The 16,658-nt window shown below is 77.1% G+C and carries 14 protein-coding genes and 1 pseudogene; 4 read left to right on the forward strand and 11 right to left on the reverse strand.

What is annotated here, in order from left to right; genetic code table 11:
* The first annotated feature begins 894 nt into the window (after nucleotides 1–894).
* Entirely contained in the window at nucleotides 895–1,839 is a 945-nt protein-coding gene (locus tag ACI792_RS15565) for a nucleoside hydrolase (protein WP_456603390.1), read from the forward strand.
* On the opposite strand, the gene ACI792_RS15570 is transcribed toward ACI792_RS15565, so the two are convergent.
* Nucleotides 1,840–2,526, reverse strand: a complete 687-nt coding sequence (locus ACI792_RS15570) for an ANTAR domain-containing protein (RefSeq protein ID WP_456603391.1) — start codon at nucleotides 2,524–2,526, stop codon at nucleotides 1,840–1,842. It lies immediately after the preceding gene.
* Between the two features lie 127 nt (nucleotides 2,527–2,653).
* Here ACI792_RS15570 and ACI792_RS15575 point away from each other — a divergent pair, with 127 nt between their 5' ends.
* Nucleotides 2,654–3,163 (forward strand): ATP-binding protein, encoded by a 510-nt coding sequence (locus tag ACI792_RS15575; protein ID WP_456603392.1) that lies wholly within the window; start codon nucleotides 2,654–2,656, stop codon nucleotides 3,161–3,163.
* A gap of 238 nt (nucleotides 3,164–3,401) precedes the next feature.
* Nucleotides 3,402–4,907 (forward strand): DUF222 domain-containing protein, encoded by a 1,506-nt coding sequence (locus ACI792_RS15580; RefSeq protein ID WP_456603393.1) that lies wholly within the window; start codon nucleotides 3,402–3,404, stop codon nucleotides 4,905–4,907.
* A 6-nt stretch (nucleotides 4,908–4,913) separates the two neighbouring features.
* On the opposite strand, the gene ACI792_RS15585 is transcribed toward ACI792_RS15580, so the two are convergent.
* From ACI792_RS15585 to ACI792_RS15625, 9 genes are all read right to left on the reverse strand, one after another.
* Nucleotides 4,914–6,524 (reverse strand): GTPase, encoded by a 1,611-nt coding sequence (locus ACI792_RS15585; protein ID WP_456603394.1) that lies wholly within the window; start codon nucleotides 6,522–6,524, stop codon nucleotides 4,914–4,916.
* Nucleotides 6,521–8,218, reverse strand: coding sequence for an ABC transporter (locus ACI792_RS15590; RefSeq protein WP_456603395.1), 1,698 nt, complete (start codon nucleotides 8,216–8,218; stop codon nucleotides 6,521–6,523). Before ACI792_RS15590 ends, ACI792_RS15585 begins: the two co-directional genes overlap by 4 nt.
* Nucleotides 8,219–8,270: 52 nt before the next feature.
* The gene (locus ACI792_RS15595; RefSeq protein WP_456603396.1) at nucleotides 8,271–8,909 is read right to left on the reverse strand and encodes a PilZ domain-containing protein; all 639 of its coding nucleotides are present in this window, start codon (nucleotides 8,907–8,909) and stop codon (nucleotides 8,271–8,273) included.
* A 126-nt stretch (nucleotides 8,910–9,035) separates the two neighbouring features.
* Nucleotides 9,036–9,242, reverse strand: coding sequence for a hypothetical protein (locus ACI792_RS15600; protein ID WP_456603397.1), 207 nt, complete (start codon nucleotides 9,240–9,242; stop codon nucleotides 9,036–9,038).
* Nucleotides 9,243–9,248: 6 nt separating this feature from the next.
* Nucleotides 9,249–9,953: an NYN domain-containing protein gene (locus ACI792_RS15605; RefSeq protein ID WP_456603398.1), complete on the reverse strand. Its 705-nt coding sequence runs from the start codon at nucleotides 9,951–9,953 to the stop codon at nucleotides 9,249–9,251.
* Between the two features lie 113 nt (nucleotides 9,954–10,066).
* Complete coding sequence (locus tag ACI792_RS15610) at nucleotides 10,067–12,181, reverse strand: putative bifunctional diguanylate cyclase/phosphodiesterase (RefSeq protein WP_456603399.1); 2,115 nt, start codon at nucleotides 12,179–12,181, stop codon at nucleotides 10,067–10,069.
* 126 nt (nucleotides 12,182–12,307) lie between these two features.
* Nucleotides 12,308–13,927, reverse strand: a complete 1,620-nt coding sequence (locus ACI792_RS15615; protein ID WP_456603400.1) for an acyl-CoA dehydrogenase family protein — start codon at nucleotides 13,925–13,927, stop codon at nucleotides 12,308–12,310.
* A gap of 60 nt (nucleotides 13,928–13,987) precedes the next feature.
* The gene (locus tag ACI792_RS15620) at nucleotides 13,988–14,377 is read right to left on the reverse strand and encodes an SRPBCC family protein (protein WP_456603401.1); all 390 of its coding nucleotides are present in this window, start codon (nucleotides 14,375–14,377) and stop codon (nucleotides 13,988–13,990) included.
* A 43-nt stretch (nucleotides 14,378–14,420) separates the two neighbouring features.
* Nucleotides 14,421–15,704 carry a competence/damage-inducible protein A gene (locus ACI792_RS15625; RefSeq protein WP_456603402.1) on the reverse strand — a complete coding sequence of 428 codons (1,284 nt, stop codon included), beginning with the start codon at nucleotides 15,702–15,704 and terminating at the stop codon, nucleotides 14,421–14,423.
* Nucleotides 15,705–15,852: 148 nt separating this feature from the next.
* Here ACI792_RS15625 and ACI792_RS15630 point away from each other — a divergent pair, with 148 nt between their 5' ends.
* On the forward strand, nucleotides 15,853–16,530 hold the full coding sequence (locus ACI792_RS15630) for a hypothetical protein (RefSeq protein WP_456603403.1): 678 nt from the start codon (nucleotides 15,853–15,855) through the stop codon (nucleotides 16,528–16,530).
* Between the two features lie 4 nt (nucleotides 16,531–16,534).
* Here the strand turns inward: ACI792_RS15630 and ACI792_RS15635 are convergent.
* Nucleotides 16,535–16,658 (reverse strand): annotated as a pseudogene (locus ACI792_RS15635) (IS481 family transposase); the annotation flags it as partial.

A 16,658-nucleotide genomic window follows, 5' to 3' on the forward strand; every position in this document is an offset into this window, starting at 1 on the left:
CCCCGGCGGCGTCGCCGGTCCCGCGGGAAGGAGCGCCGCGGCGGGGGAAGACGCCACGGGCTGGATCGGGGGGGTGCTGGGCAGCTCGCGCAGCACCACGGGCGGGTCGAGACGGCGGAGCGCCCGGGCGGCGGGCCGGCCCCACGCGAGGTGCTGACCCCGCTCGCCGGCGCCCCACAGCGCCATCCGCCGGGTGAAGGCGCGCAGGGCGGCGCGGCGCCGGCCGGGGACCGGCACGGGGGGTGCGGCGGTGCGCCAGGCCAGGTGCTGACCCCGGTCACCGGCGCCCCACAGCGCCATCCGGCGGTTGAGCCCGCGCAGCCCGCCGAGCGGCTCGCGGAGAGGCTCGGGCACCACGGTGACCCTCGGGGTGAGCACCGGCGGTGCGGCCGCCCGGGCGGGCGGCGCCGGCTGGACCGACCGCAGGGGGGCCGGCCGCGCCGACCGGTGCGCGACCGGCCGGGATCGGGGGCGGGGACGCGCCGCGTCCGCCCGGTCCAGGACGCCGATCAGGCCCAGCAGCGTGCTGGCCGGCTCGTGCGGGGAGCGGTCGGCGCGCACGGCCACGGAGGCCGGCCCGAAGGCCTGCCGGCTGCTGCTCATGTCGCCTCCCGAAGTCGTGTCCGCAGCAGGGGAAGGTGCCGCGGACAAGGAGAAAACTAGGGAGCGGCGGGCCCGCGGGCCGGGTTCTCCGACACCCCTCGCGGGCCGCGTGACCGAACCGTTGCCCAACCCGTCCGCACCGGTCGGTGACCCCTCCTCCGGCGCGTGTCCTTGTCGATTCGACGGTGCTCCCCGAGCGTGGGGGGGCCGGTGCGGGGCGCCGGTGACCCCGCGGGGCTCCGGCGCGCCCGGCGTGTCGGGGCCGGCTGACCGGGCTGCGAGGATGCGCCGGTGACCGACCGCACGCCGCTGGTGATCGACACCGACCCGGGCATCGACGACGCCCTCGCCATCCTGCTGGCGCTGGCCAGCCCGGAGGTGGACCTGCAGCTGGTCACCACGGTGCACGGCAACGTGGAGCTCGCGCAGGTCACCGAGAACGCCCTGCGGGTGCTGCACCTGGCCGGACGCTCCGACGTGCCGGTCGCCGCGGGCGCGCGGGCCTCGCTGGTGCACCCGCAGCCGGAGCGGGCCGGGCACGTGCACGGCCACGGCGGCCTGGGCGGGGTGGAGCTGGCGTCCTCGCCGGCGGCGGTGGACCCCCGCCCCGCCGTCGTCGCCCTCGCCGAGCTGCTGCTGGCGTCCCCCACCCCGGTGACGGTCGCCGCGATCGGCCCGCTCACCAACATCGCGCTGCTGCTCGCCGTGTACCCGGAGGCCGCGGAGCGCATCGGCCGGCTCGTCGTCATGGGCGGGTCCGCGGCGCGCGGCGGGAACGTCACCGCCGCCGCCGAGTTCAACATCTGGTCCGACCCCGAGGCGGCGCAGGCCGTCCTCTCCTCCCCGGTGCCCACCGTCCTGGTGGGGCTGGACGTCACCCTGCCCACCGTGCTCGGCGAGCGAGGCATCGCCCGCTTCGCCGCCGCCGGCCCCGTCGGCCGCTGCGCCGCGGGGATCCTGCAGCAGTACCTCGACCACGCCCGGGACGCGTACGGCACCGCGGGCGTGGTGGTGCACGACGCGCTCGCGCTCACCGAGGCGATCGCGCCGGGCACCCTGGGCTCGGTGCGGCGCGACGTCGTGGTCGACACCACGCTGGGCGCGGGGCGGGGCCAGACCCTGGTCGACCGGCGGGCGGTCTCGTGCTCCCCGACCGCGGTGGAGGTGGCCGAGACGGTCGACAGCGACGCCGCCGTGGAGTTCCTGGTCTCCCGGCTGGCGCGGCTGGACGGCTGACTAGCGGGTCTGCGTGCCCGCGACGATGCCGACGGCGATGTCGCGCAGCTTGCGGTTGTAGCGCTGGGACGCCTGCCGCAGGATCTCGAACGCCTGCTCGGCGTCGACGTGCTGCTGGGCCATGAGCACGCCCTTGGCCTGCTCGATGACGGCCCGCGACTCCATCGCCACCCGCATGTTGCGGGTCTGGTCGGCCAGCTGGGCGTGCGCATCGGCGTTGGCGACCGCCACGGCGATCACCTCCGCCGTCTCCAGACCCGCGGCCAGCGCCTCGGGCGTGGCGAAGGCGGCCGGCTGCGTCGAGTAGACGTTGAGCGCGCCGATCCAGGACCCCTGGTAGGGCAGCGGGATCGACAGGGAGCTGCGCACCTCCGTCTCGCGCACCCGGGCCACGTAGCGGGGCCAGCGCTCCTCGGTGCGCATGTCGTCGACGCGCAGCACCACCCCGCCGCGGCCGGCGTCGATGCACGGGCCGCCGTCCTCCGCGTACTGGATCTCGTCGGCCATCAGGGCCATCTCGCCGCAGTAGGCGGCGGTGAACGGCTTGTCGGCGCGGATCAGGGTGCTCGAGACCGCCTCGGCGCCGGGGATCGCGCGAGCGGCGATCGCGGTGATGTCGCCCAGGACGTCGCCCAGTTCCCGGCCGCCCAGGGCGACCCGGCTGAGTTCGCGCAGCACGTCGTCCACCGGCACAGTCTGCCTGGTGGCGGCCGGAACGCTCGCCCCCCTTCGCGCGCCGGGCCCGCATCGGTCAGGATGGTGCGGTCCGGGACGGGTCCCGGAGCGCCCTGCGGAGCGGACGCGAGAGGACGAGATGGCCGACGAGCTGGCCCACGAAGCGTGGCCGAGCGCGCCCGTCCCTTCCGTCCCCGGCGACGTCTGGCACTGGCAGCTCGAGGCCATGCAGGTGGTGTCCCGGGTGCGCACCGACCTGCGCGCGCGGATCGCCCACCCGTCGGTCTCCGCCGCGTCCACCGAGGACGCCCGGGACGGGCTGCTCCTGGTCTTCGAGGAGCTGGCGTCCAACGCGCTGCGGCACGGCGGGGGCGACGTGCGGGCGCTCGTGGTCGCCGGGCCCGCGGGCTGGCTGCTCGACCTCAGCGACGAGGCCCCCGACCGCCCGCCGGTGCCGGCCGTCGACCGCGACCCCGCCCTCGGCGGCATGGGGCTGCACCTCGTCGCCCAGCTCTCCGTCGACTACGGGTGGGAGCAGCGGCCCGGCCGCAAGCACGTGTGGGCGCTCCTGCCCTCCGGCAAGGAGACGGGCGAGCCGCTGCGCGAGCGGCTCCCCGAGCAGCGCTCCCCGGGGATCACGCGCGACTGAGCACGGTCGGCGAGGCGCCTGGCGGGGCCACCGTCACCGGTGCGGGAGCCGATCGATGAGCTCGAGCACCACCTCGTCCACCGCCCGCCCCGCGTCGATGCGGAGGCACGACCCGTCAGCCCACGGCGCAGAGGCCGCCGCACGTGCCAGCACATCAGCCCACGAGGGCTCGGGCACGTGCCCCTACGACTGAGCTGCGGAAACTGTCGGTGGTCGGCCCTACGGTGCAGGTGTGTTCATGGGCGAACCACCCCGCGGGCCGGAAGACGGCGTCCCGATCCCCTGGGTGCCCGACACGCACGCCCCCGGCCTGAGCGACCTCGAACTCGTCGCCGACATCTGGGCCGCCGACGCCCGCGAGGCCCGGCACGCCGCCGAGCGGGCGGAGGCGATCGCCGCGCTCGCCCGGCGCCGCTCCATCGAACGCGACCGCGACTTCGGCCCGCTGGGCGGTCCGGGGCTGGACAGCCGGCTCCGCCGATCCGAGGTGCTGGCCCAGGTCAGCGAGACCTTCGTGTCCGAGCTCGCGCAGATCCGCAACTGCTCCGAGGTCGAGGCCGAAGCCCTCGCCGTCGAATCGATCCTGCTCACCACCCGGCTGACGGGCACCTGGGACGCCCTCTACGCCGGCCGCATCGACGTGCGCAAGATGCGCGCGCTGGTCGACCTCCTGTCCACGGCCACGCCGGACGTCATCGCCGAGGTAGAACGCCGCGTCCTGCCCGACGCCGGCCGGCTCACCGTCGCCCAGCTGCGCGCCCGCGTGCGCCGGGCGCTGGCCCGCCTGGACGCCGACGCCCTGGACCAGCGCCGCAAGGAAGCGGCCAAGCGGGCCGACGTCACCACCCGGCGCACCGGCGACGGGATGAGCCAGCTCGTCGCCGACCTCCCGGTCCACCTCGCCGCCGCCTGCGCCGACGCGATCGACCAGTACGCCCGCCTGCTGCGCGCCGACGGCGACTCCCGCCCCATCGGCGTGCTCCGCGCCGCCGTCGCCGCCGACCTGATCCTGCGCCCCTGGGACGACACCCGGCCTCCGGTCACCGCCGTCCTGACCATCCACGCACCGCTGCCCTCGCTGCACGACCCCGACGACGACGGCAGCAGCCAGCCGGCCGCCGACGTCGCCGGCGAGGTCGTCACCGCCGCGCAATGCCGGGAGATCCTGCACGAACTGGACATGCTCGGCGTCGGTGCTGCACCGGCTGGCGGGTGCGTTCAGGTGGCCATCGGGAACCCGGCCGACGGCCGGCTCGTCGCCGTCGCCACCCGCAGCCAGCTCCGCCGCGCCGCCGGTCACCGCCGCCCCACCCGCCGCGGAAGAACCGCCAGGACCCCCTCGCGCGGTGACCGAGAACCCGGCTCAGGGCTGGGCCCACCAGCACCGACCACCGCCTACGCACCGACCGCCGCGCAACGCCGCTTCCTGCACGTCCGCGACCGCCACTGCCGCATGCCCGGCTGCCGACGACGCCCCGGACGCTGCGACATCGACCACGGCACCCCCCACGCCGACGGCGGCCCCACCGACTGCTGGAACCTCTGCTGCCTGTGCCGCCGCCATCACCGCATCAAGACCTTCGCCCGCGGCTGGCGCTTCCACCTGCACAAAGACGGTCGCCTCACCGTCCGCACACCCAGCGGCGTCTCCCGCACCACCCGCCCACCCGGCTGGAGCCACGACCCCGAACCCGACCCACCCTGGCTCGACGAGCAAGCACCACCCGACCCGCAGCCCCGCTGAGCCGCGTCACCTCGCCCGGCTGACCGCGGCGCAGAAGCGGGCGGCGTCGGCCCGGACCTCGCCCATCGGGCCCAGCAGCTCGTCCTCCGCGACCTCCCGCACCGCCGCCCGCAACCGCCGATCCGCCGCACGGGCCCGCCGTCGCGCCCGCAGCGCCACCAGCGGTCTGCTCAGCAGCGCCAGCACGAGCCCGGCGAGCAGCCCGCCGACCAGCAGCAGGGTGGGCAGGGGGATCCCCTCGACCCGGGGCAGCGGCACGACGTCGTCGAGCTGGAGGAACCCGAGCGCGACGAGGGCCAGCAACCACAGCGCGCCGACCAGCGCGGTGGCCAGGAGCAGCCACTGCAGCCCGGCGGCCGCCCGCTGCCACAGCGGCACCCGGTCCGGGCCCAGGTCCGCGCCCCCCACCGCGCGGTCCAGCGCATCGGCCAGGCGGTCCTCGCGGACCTCCGCCGTCCGCCGCAGCTCGTCCCGCCACGCCGGGGCCAGCCCCTCGCCGACGGCGTCGCGCGCCTCGCGGACGGCGGTCGCCATGCGGGCCCGCTCGACCGCCCCCGCCGCCGGCAGGGACGTGCGGGCGCGCTCGTCCCCGAGGTGCAGCCGCTCCAGCGGGTCCGCGCGCAGCCGGCGCGTCCACCGGACCGGTGGCCAGCCGGTGCGGCCGGTCCCCTCCCGCCGGGTCGAGCGCTCCACGGCGGCGGTCACGGTCGGGACGCCGGCCGCCGCGGCCAGGGCATCGGTGAGGTCGTCGGCCGGCTCGCGGGCCGGCTCGTCCCCGGCCGAGCGCCCCCACCGCCGCGACCGCCCGGCACCGTCCTCGGGGCAGTGCGCCGAGAGCTCCGCCGCGCTCCCGCGGACGTCGGCCAGCAGCCGCTCGGCGGCCGCCCGGCGGGCGCGCACGCGCCGGGCCAGCTCGCCGCGCAGCTCCGCCAGCCCGTCCCCCGTGCGGCCGGAGACCGCCAGCAGCGGGGTCGCGGCCAGCCCCTCCCGGTCCAGCAGGCCGCGCAGGTCGGTCAGGCAGGCGCGGGCGGCGGCGGCGTCGAGCCGGTCGACCTGGTTGAGCACCACCAGCAGCACGCCAGCGTGACCGGCCAGCGGCGCGAGGTACCGCTCGTGCACGGCCGCGTCGGCGTACTTCTGCGGGTCGAGCACCCAGACCAGGACGTCGACGAGCTCGACCAACCGGTCGACCTCCAGCCGGTGCTCCATCCGGACGCTGTCGTGGTCGGGGAGGTCGAGCAGCACCAGGCCGTCGAGCGCGGGCTCGGGTTCGCGCCGGTGCCGCCGCGGCACCTGCAGCCAGTCGAGCAGCCGGTCGGTCCCGTCGTCGGCGGTGCCCCACACCGTGGCGTGCGCGACGCCGGTCGTGGGGCGCCGCACGCCCGGCGTGCTGACCTCGCTGCCCGACAGCGCGTTGAACAGCGTGGACTTGCCGCTCCCCGTGGCGCCGGCGAGCGCGACGACGGTGGCGTCGCCCAGCGCCTCGCGCGCCCCGGCCTTGGCCAGCACCGCCCGGGCCCGGGCCACCTCGGGCGCCGCCAACCGCCCGTCGGCCACCTCGACCGCCTCCCGCAGCGCGGCCAGCCGGTCGGCCAGCCCGCGGTCGGAACCCCTCATGCGCGGCGCGCCTCGAGGAGCGCCCCGGCCGCGGCCCGCAGGTCGTCGGCGGCCTGGGGCGGGGGCGCCACGGCGACCACCAGCCCGTCGAAGCGGTCCTGCTCGTAGCGCAGCAGCGCCTCCGCCCGCTCGTCGAGGTCCGCCCGGGCCTGCTCGGCGAGCGACCGCACCGCGGCGTCGCCGAACACGGCCTCCAGCACCCGCTGGCCGACGGCGGTGGTGCCGCCCGCGACCGCGACCTCCCCGCCGAGCAGCCCGCCGGTCTGCGCGAAGACCGCGACCATGACCACCGCGCCGGTCCCGCTCACGCCCCACGACAGCAGCCGGGCCCGCGAGCGCTTGTCGGCGCCCTCGCTGCGCACCAGGTCCAGCACCGCGCCCTGCCAGTCGCGCACCTGCGCCGCGGCGGCCTCCGGGAAGTCGGGGGAGGCGGCGGCGAGCTCGCGCTCCCGGCCCACCAGGAGCGCCGGACCGGCCGGCAGCGAGCGCCAGGCCGTGACGGTCCGCTCGGCGGCGCGGTCGGCCTCGGCGCGCAGCAGCTGCTCGACGCTGCTCTCCAGCGCCCCGCGCAGGCTCTCCTCCGGAGCGGGGCGCCCGGTCAGCGCCGCGGCCACGCGGTCCCGCGCTCGGCCGACCCGGCTCTGCAGCGCCCGCATCCACTCCCCCGTGCCCACGAACTCCTGCCAGCGGGCCAGCACCTCACCGCGCAGCAGGCTGCCGCTGCGCACCCCCTGGTCGATCCCGTCCCGGGCGGTGTCGTACGCCGCGGCGGCGGCCTCCAGCAGCGCCCCGGCGGCGGCCTGCTGCTCCTCGACCGCCGCAGCGACGGCGGTGGTGCGCTGCTGCAGGCTGTCCAGCGCCCCGGCGAGGGTCTGGCGGACGACGGCCGCGCGCTGCTCCTGGTCGGCGGCCAGCCCGTGCAACCAGCCCCGCAGCGGCGCAACCTGGTCCTCGGGCAGCCGGCCGTCCTCGAGCGGGCGCTCCTCGACGACGAACAGCCGCGCGGAGGCCAGCCCGGCGTCCCGCAGCATGGCCGCGAGGTCGGCGGCGATCTCCGCGGCGGCCTCGGGCGGCACCCGGTCCAGGACGACGGCGAGCGCCGTCCCCCGCTGCTCGGCCGTGCGCAGCAGGTCCCACGGCACCGCGTCGGCGTAGCGGGCCGCGGTCGTCACGAAGACCCACAGGTCCGCGGCAGCCAGCAGCTGCCCGGCGAGGTCCCGGTTGGCGGTGACCACCGAGTCGACGTCGGGGGCGTCGAGCACCGCCAGCCCCTCCGGCACGTCGTCCCGGACCACGAGCTGCAGGGTCCCCGGCCCGCCGTCGCCGCCGGTGACCCGCGCCAACCCCGGCAGCACGCGGTCGCCGGAGAAGCTGGCGGCGTCCGCGCGGGAGCACACCAGCACCGGGGCGCGGGTGGTCGGGCGCAGCACGCCGGCCGTGGTGACGGGCGCGCCCACCAGGCTGTTGACCAGCGTGGACTTGCCGGCGCCGGTGGAGCCACCGACCACGGTGAGCAGCGGGGCGTCCAGGTCGCTCAGCCTGGGCAGCAGGTAGTCGTCGATCTGGTCGGTGACGCCCCGGGCGGTGCGGACGGCGTCGTCGCGGCCCGCCGTCGTGAGCGCCAGGGGGACGGCCGCGACCTGATCGCGGAGCACCGAGAGGGCCTCGGTCAGACGAGGCGGCGACGGGATCACGCTGCTGCTCTGCCCCGGGACGGCGTCGGCTACCCGCCCGATCCCCGGCAGGTCACTCCGCCAGGCGCGCACGTTCCTCGCGGAGGGCCTGGAACACCCGGCGCCGCACCCGGTCCTGCTCGCGTTCCTGGACGTCGAGGAAGCGGATGCGCAGGACCCAGCGCGCGCCTCGGGCGTGGACGCGCATGACCTCGCCCCGGGCGGCGAGCGGGCCGTCCTCGAAGCGGATCGTCAACGCCATCGTCGTCCCGACGTCCGGCAGCATGCCGAACCCCTCGAACTGGACGCGCAGGCCGGCCTCGCTGACGTCCAAGGTCTCGCCCGTGAGCTCCACCGCGCCCAGGTCGGCCTCGACGGGGACGACGACGCGCCCGCGCACCGCCACCCGGCGCTGGCTGTGCTCGGCCGGGCCGGTCGCGCTCAGCCGCCAGCGCACGACGGCACCCGCCTGCACGTCGAGGACCTCCGCCGGCAGCATCCGGTGGCCGTTCTCGCTGCGCCAGTAGACCTCGACGGCGTCGCCGGGCTCGACGACCGAGCCCTCCACGAACTCACTCGCGGAGGGGCGCACGGAGATGACGCCCTCGTGGACGACCTCCACCCGGGCGCTGACGGCGACGTCGGTGCCGGAGAGCCGCACCTCTGCCTCGGTCTGCTCCGTCGGGTGGTCCGCGCCGGGAACGCTGCTCATGGTCCTCTTCCGCTCATCCGGTGCTCGGCCGGCGATCTCCCCGCTCGTCCGCCCGGGAACGGTAACCGGCGGCGACGGGCGCGCCGGGGGACGGTCGGCCGACGCGCCGGGGCGGACCGGTCCCCCTCAGCCCGCCGGAGCGGGCGCCGGCGGCGCGACCCCGGCGCCGACGGCGTTGCGCGTGGTCTTGGCCCGGTAGAGCTGGGCCAGCAGCACGCCGGTCCGCTTCTGCTCGCGCTCCAGCCGGACCCGCGTGTGGAGGTCGCGGCTGTCGAGGGCGGCGTGCCGCAGGTGGGCGAGGACTGCGATCGACGAGGCGGTGGCGAGGTGCACGGTCGGTCAGCCGCCGCGGCGCGCGGTGAACCCGGCCACGAAGTCGCGCAGGCTGCGGGTCGGGCGCAGCCAGGCGCCGTCCGGCGGGAGCGCGTCGAGGCGGACCCGGTCCAGCGGCTCGACGAAGGCGCCCGGGACGTCCTCGATGTCGATGAACTGGAGGAGGTCCGACCCGATCGCGTAGCCGGCCACCTCGCTGAAGGCGACGACGACGACCTCGGTGCCCTGCCGGACGAGGTCCTCCAGCGGCTCGGCGAAGTTGCGCCCGTCGCCCGAGAAGACCACCAGCCGCCGCAGCCGGTGGCTGTGCGCCCGGACGGCGATGTGGTCGAGCATGTCCTGGTCGATGTCGTCGTCCGGCTGGCTCTTCGGGCGGGCGAACACCGAGTAGCCGAAACCGCGCAGCGCCTCGACCCACCGCTGGAGCGAGCCGGGCTGCGGGGGGATGTTGGCGAACACGCAGGCCTCGACGTCGGGGGCATCCGTCGACGCCGGGTCGCCCGCGCCCTCGACGAACCAGGCCGCGATGGCGTCGAAGCGCGGCCGGGAGGCCGCCGTCGGCCGGGCGCCGATCACCGTCGACAGGGTCATGTCGATGTTGGGGGCGTCCCAGATGAGCAGGTCCAGGGCGGACCGCGACCGGCCGTCGTCGACGGGGCCGGCCGGCTGCTCGGTGGGCTCGGGCGCGGCGGCCTCGGAGATGTCCAGCACGGGGACAGTCTGCCCGGGCGGGCCGGCCGTCGTCCCCGCGGGCGGCGCGGCGGGCTCGGTGGCGCGGGGCGGGCCGGCGGGCGCGGTGGCGCGGCGGCCGGGGCGGCGCAGGTTCACCCGAGCGCGGGGACGGCGCGCCCGGCCATCGCCAGGGCGCAGAGGTCCCCGCCGGCCTGCTGCACCTCGCGCACCCAGGCGGGCAGCCGCTCGGCCGGCATCGGGTGACCCAGCAGCCAGCCCTGAGCCATGTCGCAGCCGGCCTCGCGGACCATCCGCAGGTGGTCGGGGGTCTCGATCCCCTCGGCCACCGAGCGGATGCCGAGCGTCCGGGTGAGCCCGACGATGGCCGCGAGCACCGCGCCCGTCTCACCGGCGGCCACCCGCTCGGCGGCGGCGAGCAGCGACCGGTCGATCTTCAGCGTCCCGATGGGGAGCGCGAACAGCTGCGCCAGGGACGACCAGCCGGTCCCGAAGTCGTCGATCGCGACGCGGACGCCGAAGCCGCGCAGGACCGACAGCTGGTCCTCCGCGCGGGTCGGGTCCTCGGCGACGCTCGTCTCGGTGAGCTCGAGCACGAGCTGGTCGGCCGGGAGACCGGAGTCCTGCAGGGCCAGCCGCACGTCGCGCACCAGCGTCTCGGTGGAGAAGTGCCGGGCGCTGACGTTCACCGACATCCGCAGCGAGAGCCCCGCCGCGGCCCACTCCGCCGCCTTGCGGGTGGTCTCGCGGAGCAGCCAGCGGGTGATCGGGATGATCTGCCCGGTCTCCTCGGCCACGGAGAGGAAGGTGTCCGGCGAGAGCAGCCCGCGCTCGGGGTGCTGCCAGCGCACGAGCGCCTCCACGCCGTCGATTTCGCCGTTGTCCAGGCGCACCACCGGCTGGTAGTGCACCACCAGCTGGTCGATGGCGTCCCCGCGCAGGCGGGTGGCCACCTCCAGCCGCCACCGGGCCGCCTCGCGCAGCGCCGGGGAGAACAGGTGCACGCGGTCCCGGCCCGAGCTCTTCGCGGCGAACATGGCGGCGTCGGCGTCGCTGAGCAGGTGGTGGGCGTCCCGGACCTCGGGCCGGGCCACCGCCACGCCGATGCTGGCGCTCAGCGGCACGGAGATCTCCCCGGCGGCGAAGGGGCGGCCGAACGCCGTCTGCAGCCGGAAGGCGAGGGCCGCGGCCTCGGCGGAGTCGCAGCCGTGCGCGAGGACCACGAACTGGTCGGCGCCCAGACGGGCCACGGTGTCCCCCGGGCGGAGCTGCTCGGAGAGCCGGCCCCCGACCAGGCGCAGCAGCTCGTCGCCGACCTGGTGGCCCAGCGAGTCGTTGACGGTCTTGAAGGCGTCGAGGTCGACGACGAGCAGCGCGATGCCGCCCCGGTGGTCGGCGCGCAGCGCCTCACCGGTGAGCTCGAGCAGCCGAGCGCGGTTGGGCAGGCCGGTCAGGTCGTCGTGCTGCGCCCGCCAGAGCAGGTCCTCGCGGGCCCGCACCTGCTCGGTGACGTCGTTGTGCGTGATGACGACGCGGCCCTCGCGGTCGACCCGGGTCGCCTGCAGGTGGAACCAGGAGATGCCCTGCCGCGTCCGGCAGGAGTAGTCGTAGGCGAAGCTCCGCCCGTCGGAGCGGGAGGTGTCGTCCAGCAGCGCCCTCAACCCCTCGGCGAGCCGGGCGTGCTCCGCCGGCGCCAGGCCGCGGGTCATGACCTCGAGGTAGTCCTCGCCCTCGCGGCCGGGCCAGGAGATCTCGGGCAGCAGCTCCTCGCCGTTGCGGAACCAGGCGCGGTTGGCGGATGTGATCCGGCCGTCGGGGCCGATCAGCACGGTGGGCGAGGGCAGGGCCTCGAGCACGGCCGTGAGCCCGCGGATCTGGTCGTCGCGCTCCTGGTCGGTGCGCCGGCGGACGTCGATGTCGCGGAACAGCACCGCCGCCCCGGCGGGGTCGGGGAACATCCGCACCTCGTACCAGCGGGAGCGCGGCTCGTAGAAGAAGTGGAACTCCCGCGCGCGGCCGTCGGCGAGCAGCTCGCGGTACTGCTCCTCGGCGAGCGAGCCGCGTAACGCGGGGAAGGCGTCGCGTGCGTCCCGGCCCAGCAGGTCGTCGGCCCGGTGCCCGAGCAGCCGCTCGGCCGCCTCGTTGAGGTAGGCGAAGCAGCCCCGTGAGTCGAGGCGGTACACCGCGTCGGGGACACCGCTCAACGGGTCGGGTCGGCGCTCCGGGGACCGGTCGTCGCCTGGTTGCACGCTGCCCGCTCTCGTCCAGTTGGTCGTCCAGCGCGCTCGCGCGGACGCCGGGGGGCACGGGCCGCTCGCGAACACGACGGGCAGCACCCGAGCCGTCCCCGAGAGTAGTAGCCCGCGACCGATTCCTCAGAGGGCGGCGACCTCGGACCGCCGGACGATCTCGCCCACGGCGGTGCCGGCGGGCAGGGTGCCCAGGACGGTGCCGGCCTCCCCGCCCAGGCGGGAGGCGCAGAAGGCCTCGGCGACCGGCGTGGGCGCGTACCGGAGCAGCAGCGAGCCCTGCAGGCAGAGGGCGAGCGATCCGGCGATGCGGCGCGCCCGGAACGGCAGGCCGTCCCGGTCGCCCAGCTCCGCGGACAGCCGCTTCACCGCGTCGTCGAAGCGGCGGTCGGCCCCCAGGGCGAGCTCGAGCTCGGCGGTGACGGCGGCCAGCGACTCCGAGCTGCGGTCCAGCGCCCGGAGGACGTCGAGGGCGATCACGTTGCCCGAGCCCTCCCAGATGGAGTTCAGCGGCGCCTGCCGGTAGAGGCGCGGCAGGCCGGACTCCTCGACGTAGCCGTTGCCACCGAGGACCTCCATCGCCTCCGCCACGACACCGGGGGCGCGCTTGCACACCCAGAACTTCGCCGCCGCCCCCGCGAGGCGCAGGAACGCGGCCTCGCCGTCGTCCACCGCCGCCGCGAGCCGGATCGCCAGCGCCGTGGCGGCCTCGCTCTCCACCGCGAGGTCGGCGAGCACGTTCTGCATGAGCGGCTGGTCGGCGAGCAGGGCGCCGAAGGCGCGCCGGTGCCGGGCGTGGTGGCCGGCCTGGGTCAGCGCCGCGCGCACGGTGGCGGCCGAGCCGAGCACGCAGTCCACCCGGGTCATGTTGACCATCTCGATGATCGCGGGGACGCCCCGCCCGGGCTCCCCGACCAGCTCCCCCGTCGTCCCGTCGAACTCGACCTCGCTGGAGGCGTTGGAGCGGTCGCCGAGCTTGTCCTTGAGACGTTGCACGTGGAACACGTTGCGGCTGCCGTCGGGGAGGACCCGGGGCACGAGGAAGCAGGAGACGCCCTCCTCGAGCTGGGCGAGGACCAGGAAGAGATCGCTCATCGGCGCGCTGGTGAACCACTTGTGCCCGGTGAGCCGGTAGGTGCCGTCGGCCTGCGGGACGGCGCGGGTGGTGTTCGCGCGGACGTCGGACCCGCCCTGCTTCTCCGTCATGCCCATGCCGGCGACGAGCCCGCGCTTGGCGGCGGGGTCGGCGAGGCCGAACTGGTAGGCCCGCGCGGTGAGCCCGGGCTCGTAGCGGGCGGCCAGGACGGGGGCCCGGCGCAGCGCAGGGACCACCGCGTAGGTCATCGTCGTCGGGCAGCCGTGGCCCATCTCGACCTGCGTCCAGCCCAGGTAGCCGACGGCGCGGCGGACGTGCGCGTGCGGGCGCGGGTCGGCCCACGGCGCGCCGGCCAGCCCGTGCTCGAACGCCGTCCGCATCAGCTCGTGCCAGGCGGGGTGGAAATCCACCTCGTCCACCCGGTGGCCGTACCGGTCGTGGGTGCGCAGCCGCGGCGGGTTCTCGTTCGCCAGCCGGCCCCACTCCTGCGCCTGCTCGCTGCCCGCGAGCCGGCCCAACCCGGCCAGCGACGCGAGCGTCGCCTCGTCGGCGTGCCGGCGGCAGGCGTCGGCGAGCGCGGCGTCCCCGGCGATCGGGTCGTGCCCGACCAGCGGCGGGGCCTGGTTGGTGACCTCGTGGGTGGCGGGCATGACGGCACGGTAATCGAGCGGGGGGCGCCCTCCGGCCCCGTTCCGCCCGCCGGAGGGCGTTCAGGCGCGCACGAGGCGGGCCAGGGCCAGGCGGGCGGTGGGGGCGTACGCCAGGACCAGCGGGGCCGGCCCGGAGAGCCGCAGCCCGGTGGTCGTCCCGCCGGCGGGCCCCTCGGCGACCCAGTGCAGCAGCCGCACCTGCAGCGGCCCGACCGCCACCCGCCACGACCACCGCCGGGCGGCCTCGTCGACCTCCTCCACGGTGAAGGGCACCGCCAGCCCGAGGGGACCGAGGACACGGCCGGACAGCCCCGGGGCCAGCCGGTCGGCCGGGACCTCCACGCCGGTGATCTGCGGCGACCAGCCGGGCCAGCGGGCCGGCACGGCGTACCGCTCCCAGACCTCGGTGGGCGGGGCGGTGCCGGTCGCGTGCAGGGTCAGGGTCGTCACCGCCCGGAGGTGCCCCGGCCGGCCGCGCCGGACACCTGCGCCGTCAGGCCGGGGGGCCGCCCAGCAGCAGCGACCGCAGGAGGTGCATCGCCATCGTCACGGAGCGCTGCCGCACGGCCGTCCGGCTGCCCGGGACCGCGAGCGAGCGCTCCTCGACCCGGTCGGGCCCGACGACGCACAGGTGGACGGTCCCCACGGGCTTGGCGTCGGTCCCGCCGCCGGGGCCGGCGATGCCGGTGATCCCGACGCCGATGTCGGCCCCGAACCGGGCGCGGACGCCGTCTGCCAGCGCGCGGGCGACCTGCGGGCTGACCGCGCCGTGCTCGGCGAGCAGCGCGCCGGGCACCCCGAGCAGGGCCTCCTTGGCGCCGTCGGCGTAGGCGGTGACCCCGCCCAGCACGGCGGCGGAAGAGCCGGGCCGCTCGGTGAGCCGGGCGACGAGGAGCCCACCGGTGCACGACTCCCCCGCGGCGATGGTCAGCCCCCGCTCGGCGAGCGCGCCCGCGACCAGCTCGTCGAGGGTCGGGCCGGTGGAGAAGAGCGTGCCGGCGTACCGCTCGGCCAGCAGCGCGGCCAGCCGGTCGTAGGCGGGCTGGGCCGCGGCCGGGAACCGGGTGACGATCTCGAGCTCGCCCTCGCGAAGGCAGGTGGTGATCTCCAGGCCGCCGAGCTCCGGCTCGGCCTCGCGCAGGGTGGCGGCCAACTGGGCCTCCAGCGTGCCCCAGAGCCGCAGCGTCTCCTGCCGCAGCTCCGCAGCGCCCGCCAGCGCGGCGCGGGTCGGCGCCGCCGCGGTGGCCGCGGACCACATGCCGCGCAGCTCCCCCGGGGGCCCGGGGAGCACGAGCACCGGTGGCCCGGTCCGGCCCGCCGCCGGGGGGACGACGAGGCCGGGCGCGGTGCCGACCGGCTCGAGCACGGTGGCCCCCTCGGGCACCAGCGCCTGCTTGCGCACCCCCGCCGCGGTGGACGCCGGATCGGCGCGCCAGCCCCGGCGGGCCATGAGCCGCTCGACCATCCGGCCGATCCGCTCCTCCAGCGCCGGGTCGAGAGCGAGCGCCCGGCCCTGGAACTCGCCCACCACCTGCGCGGTCAGGTCGTCGGCGGTGGGTCCCAGACCGCCGGTGGTGATCAGCAGGTCGGCGCCGGTACCGGTCAGGAAGGAGAGCGCGGCCACCAGGTCCTCGGGCCGGTCGCCGACGACGACCACGTGGCCGACGTCGACACCCAGCCGGCGCAGCTGCTCGGCGAGCCACGGGCCGTTCCGGTCGGCCACCCGGCCGGTGAGGACCTCGGTCCCGGTGACGACGATTCCGGCGCGCGTGACCACGGCCCGACCCTAGGGGCGCGCGCCCGGTCCGGCAGGCGGGGGCGTCCCCTCCTCCGGGTGGCGCACGGACCACCGGTCCCGGCGCGGCTAGCGTGCTGGCTGCACCGCCGGCGACCGGTGGTCCGCCGGAGCACACCTGGAGGCACCCGTGAGCACGTCGTCAGAACAGCAGACCCCCACCGCTCAGCCGACGACCCAGGAGCTCCCGGTGGCCGCGCCGGCCTCCGGCACGCCGACGACGGTGCAGCAGCTGCCGCCGCCCTCGGCGCCCGTCCGGCCCCCGGCGCCGCAGCCCGCCCCGTCCACGGCTGCCGGCCCCGCGGCCCCCGTCGGCGCGGCCCAGCCGACCGGGCCGGTCGACTTCATTCCCGGCCTGCCCGGTGCGGGCACCTCGACCCCTCCCCCGGACGCCGCCCCCGCGGAGCAGCCGCGCGCGCCCCGCGACCGGACCGCCCTGGCCGGCGTCGGCCTGGTGGGGCTCTCCGTGGTCCTCCTCGAGCTCGGCCTGACCCTGCGCTTCGGCACGGAGTCCGCGTGGTCGGCCATCCCGCTCTGGTCGGCGTTCGCCACCGTCTGCGCCCTGCTGGGCCTGGCCGCGTTCGCCGGCGCCGTCCCGGCCGCCCGGCGGCTCGGCGCCCGGACGGGCTGGCGGATCGCCGCCGGCGGCCTCACCGGCCTGGCCGTCTTCTGGGTGCTGGTCGTGCTGCCCGGTGCCGGGACCGACCGTGGCTTCCTGCTCACCGCCGCGCTCGGCGCCCTCGGCGGGGCGCTCTGGCTGGGCGCGGGCGGGACGGACCGGGCGGACGGGGCAGCGCCCCGCGGCTGACCCGCTAGCTGTAGTGACCAGGTAGGTCGTTGACGCGGCTGATCGGTGGTTGGCCGTCGAGTGCGGTGTGGCTGCGGTGGTGGTTGTAAGTGTGCAGCCAGCCGGGGAGCACGTCGGCGCGTTCGCGG

The organism is Blastococcus sp. SYSU DS0669, assembly GCF_054050895.1.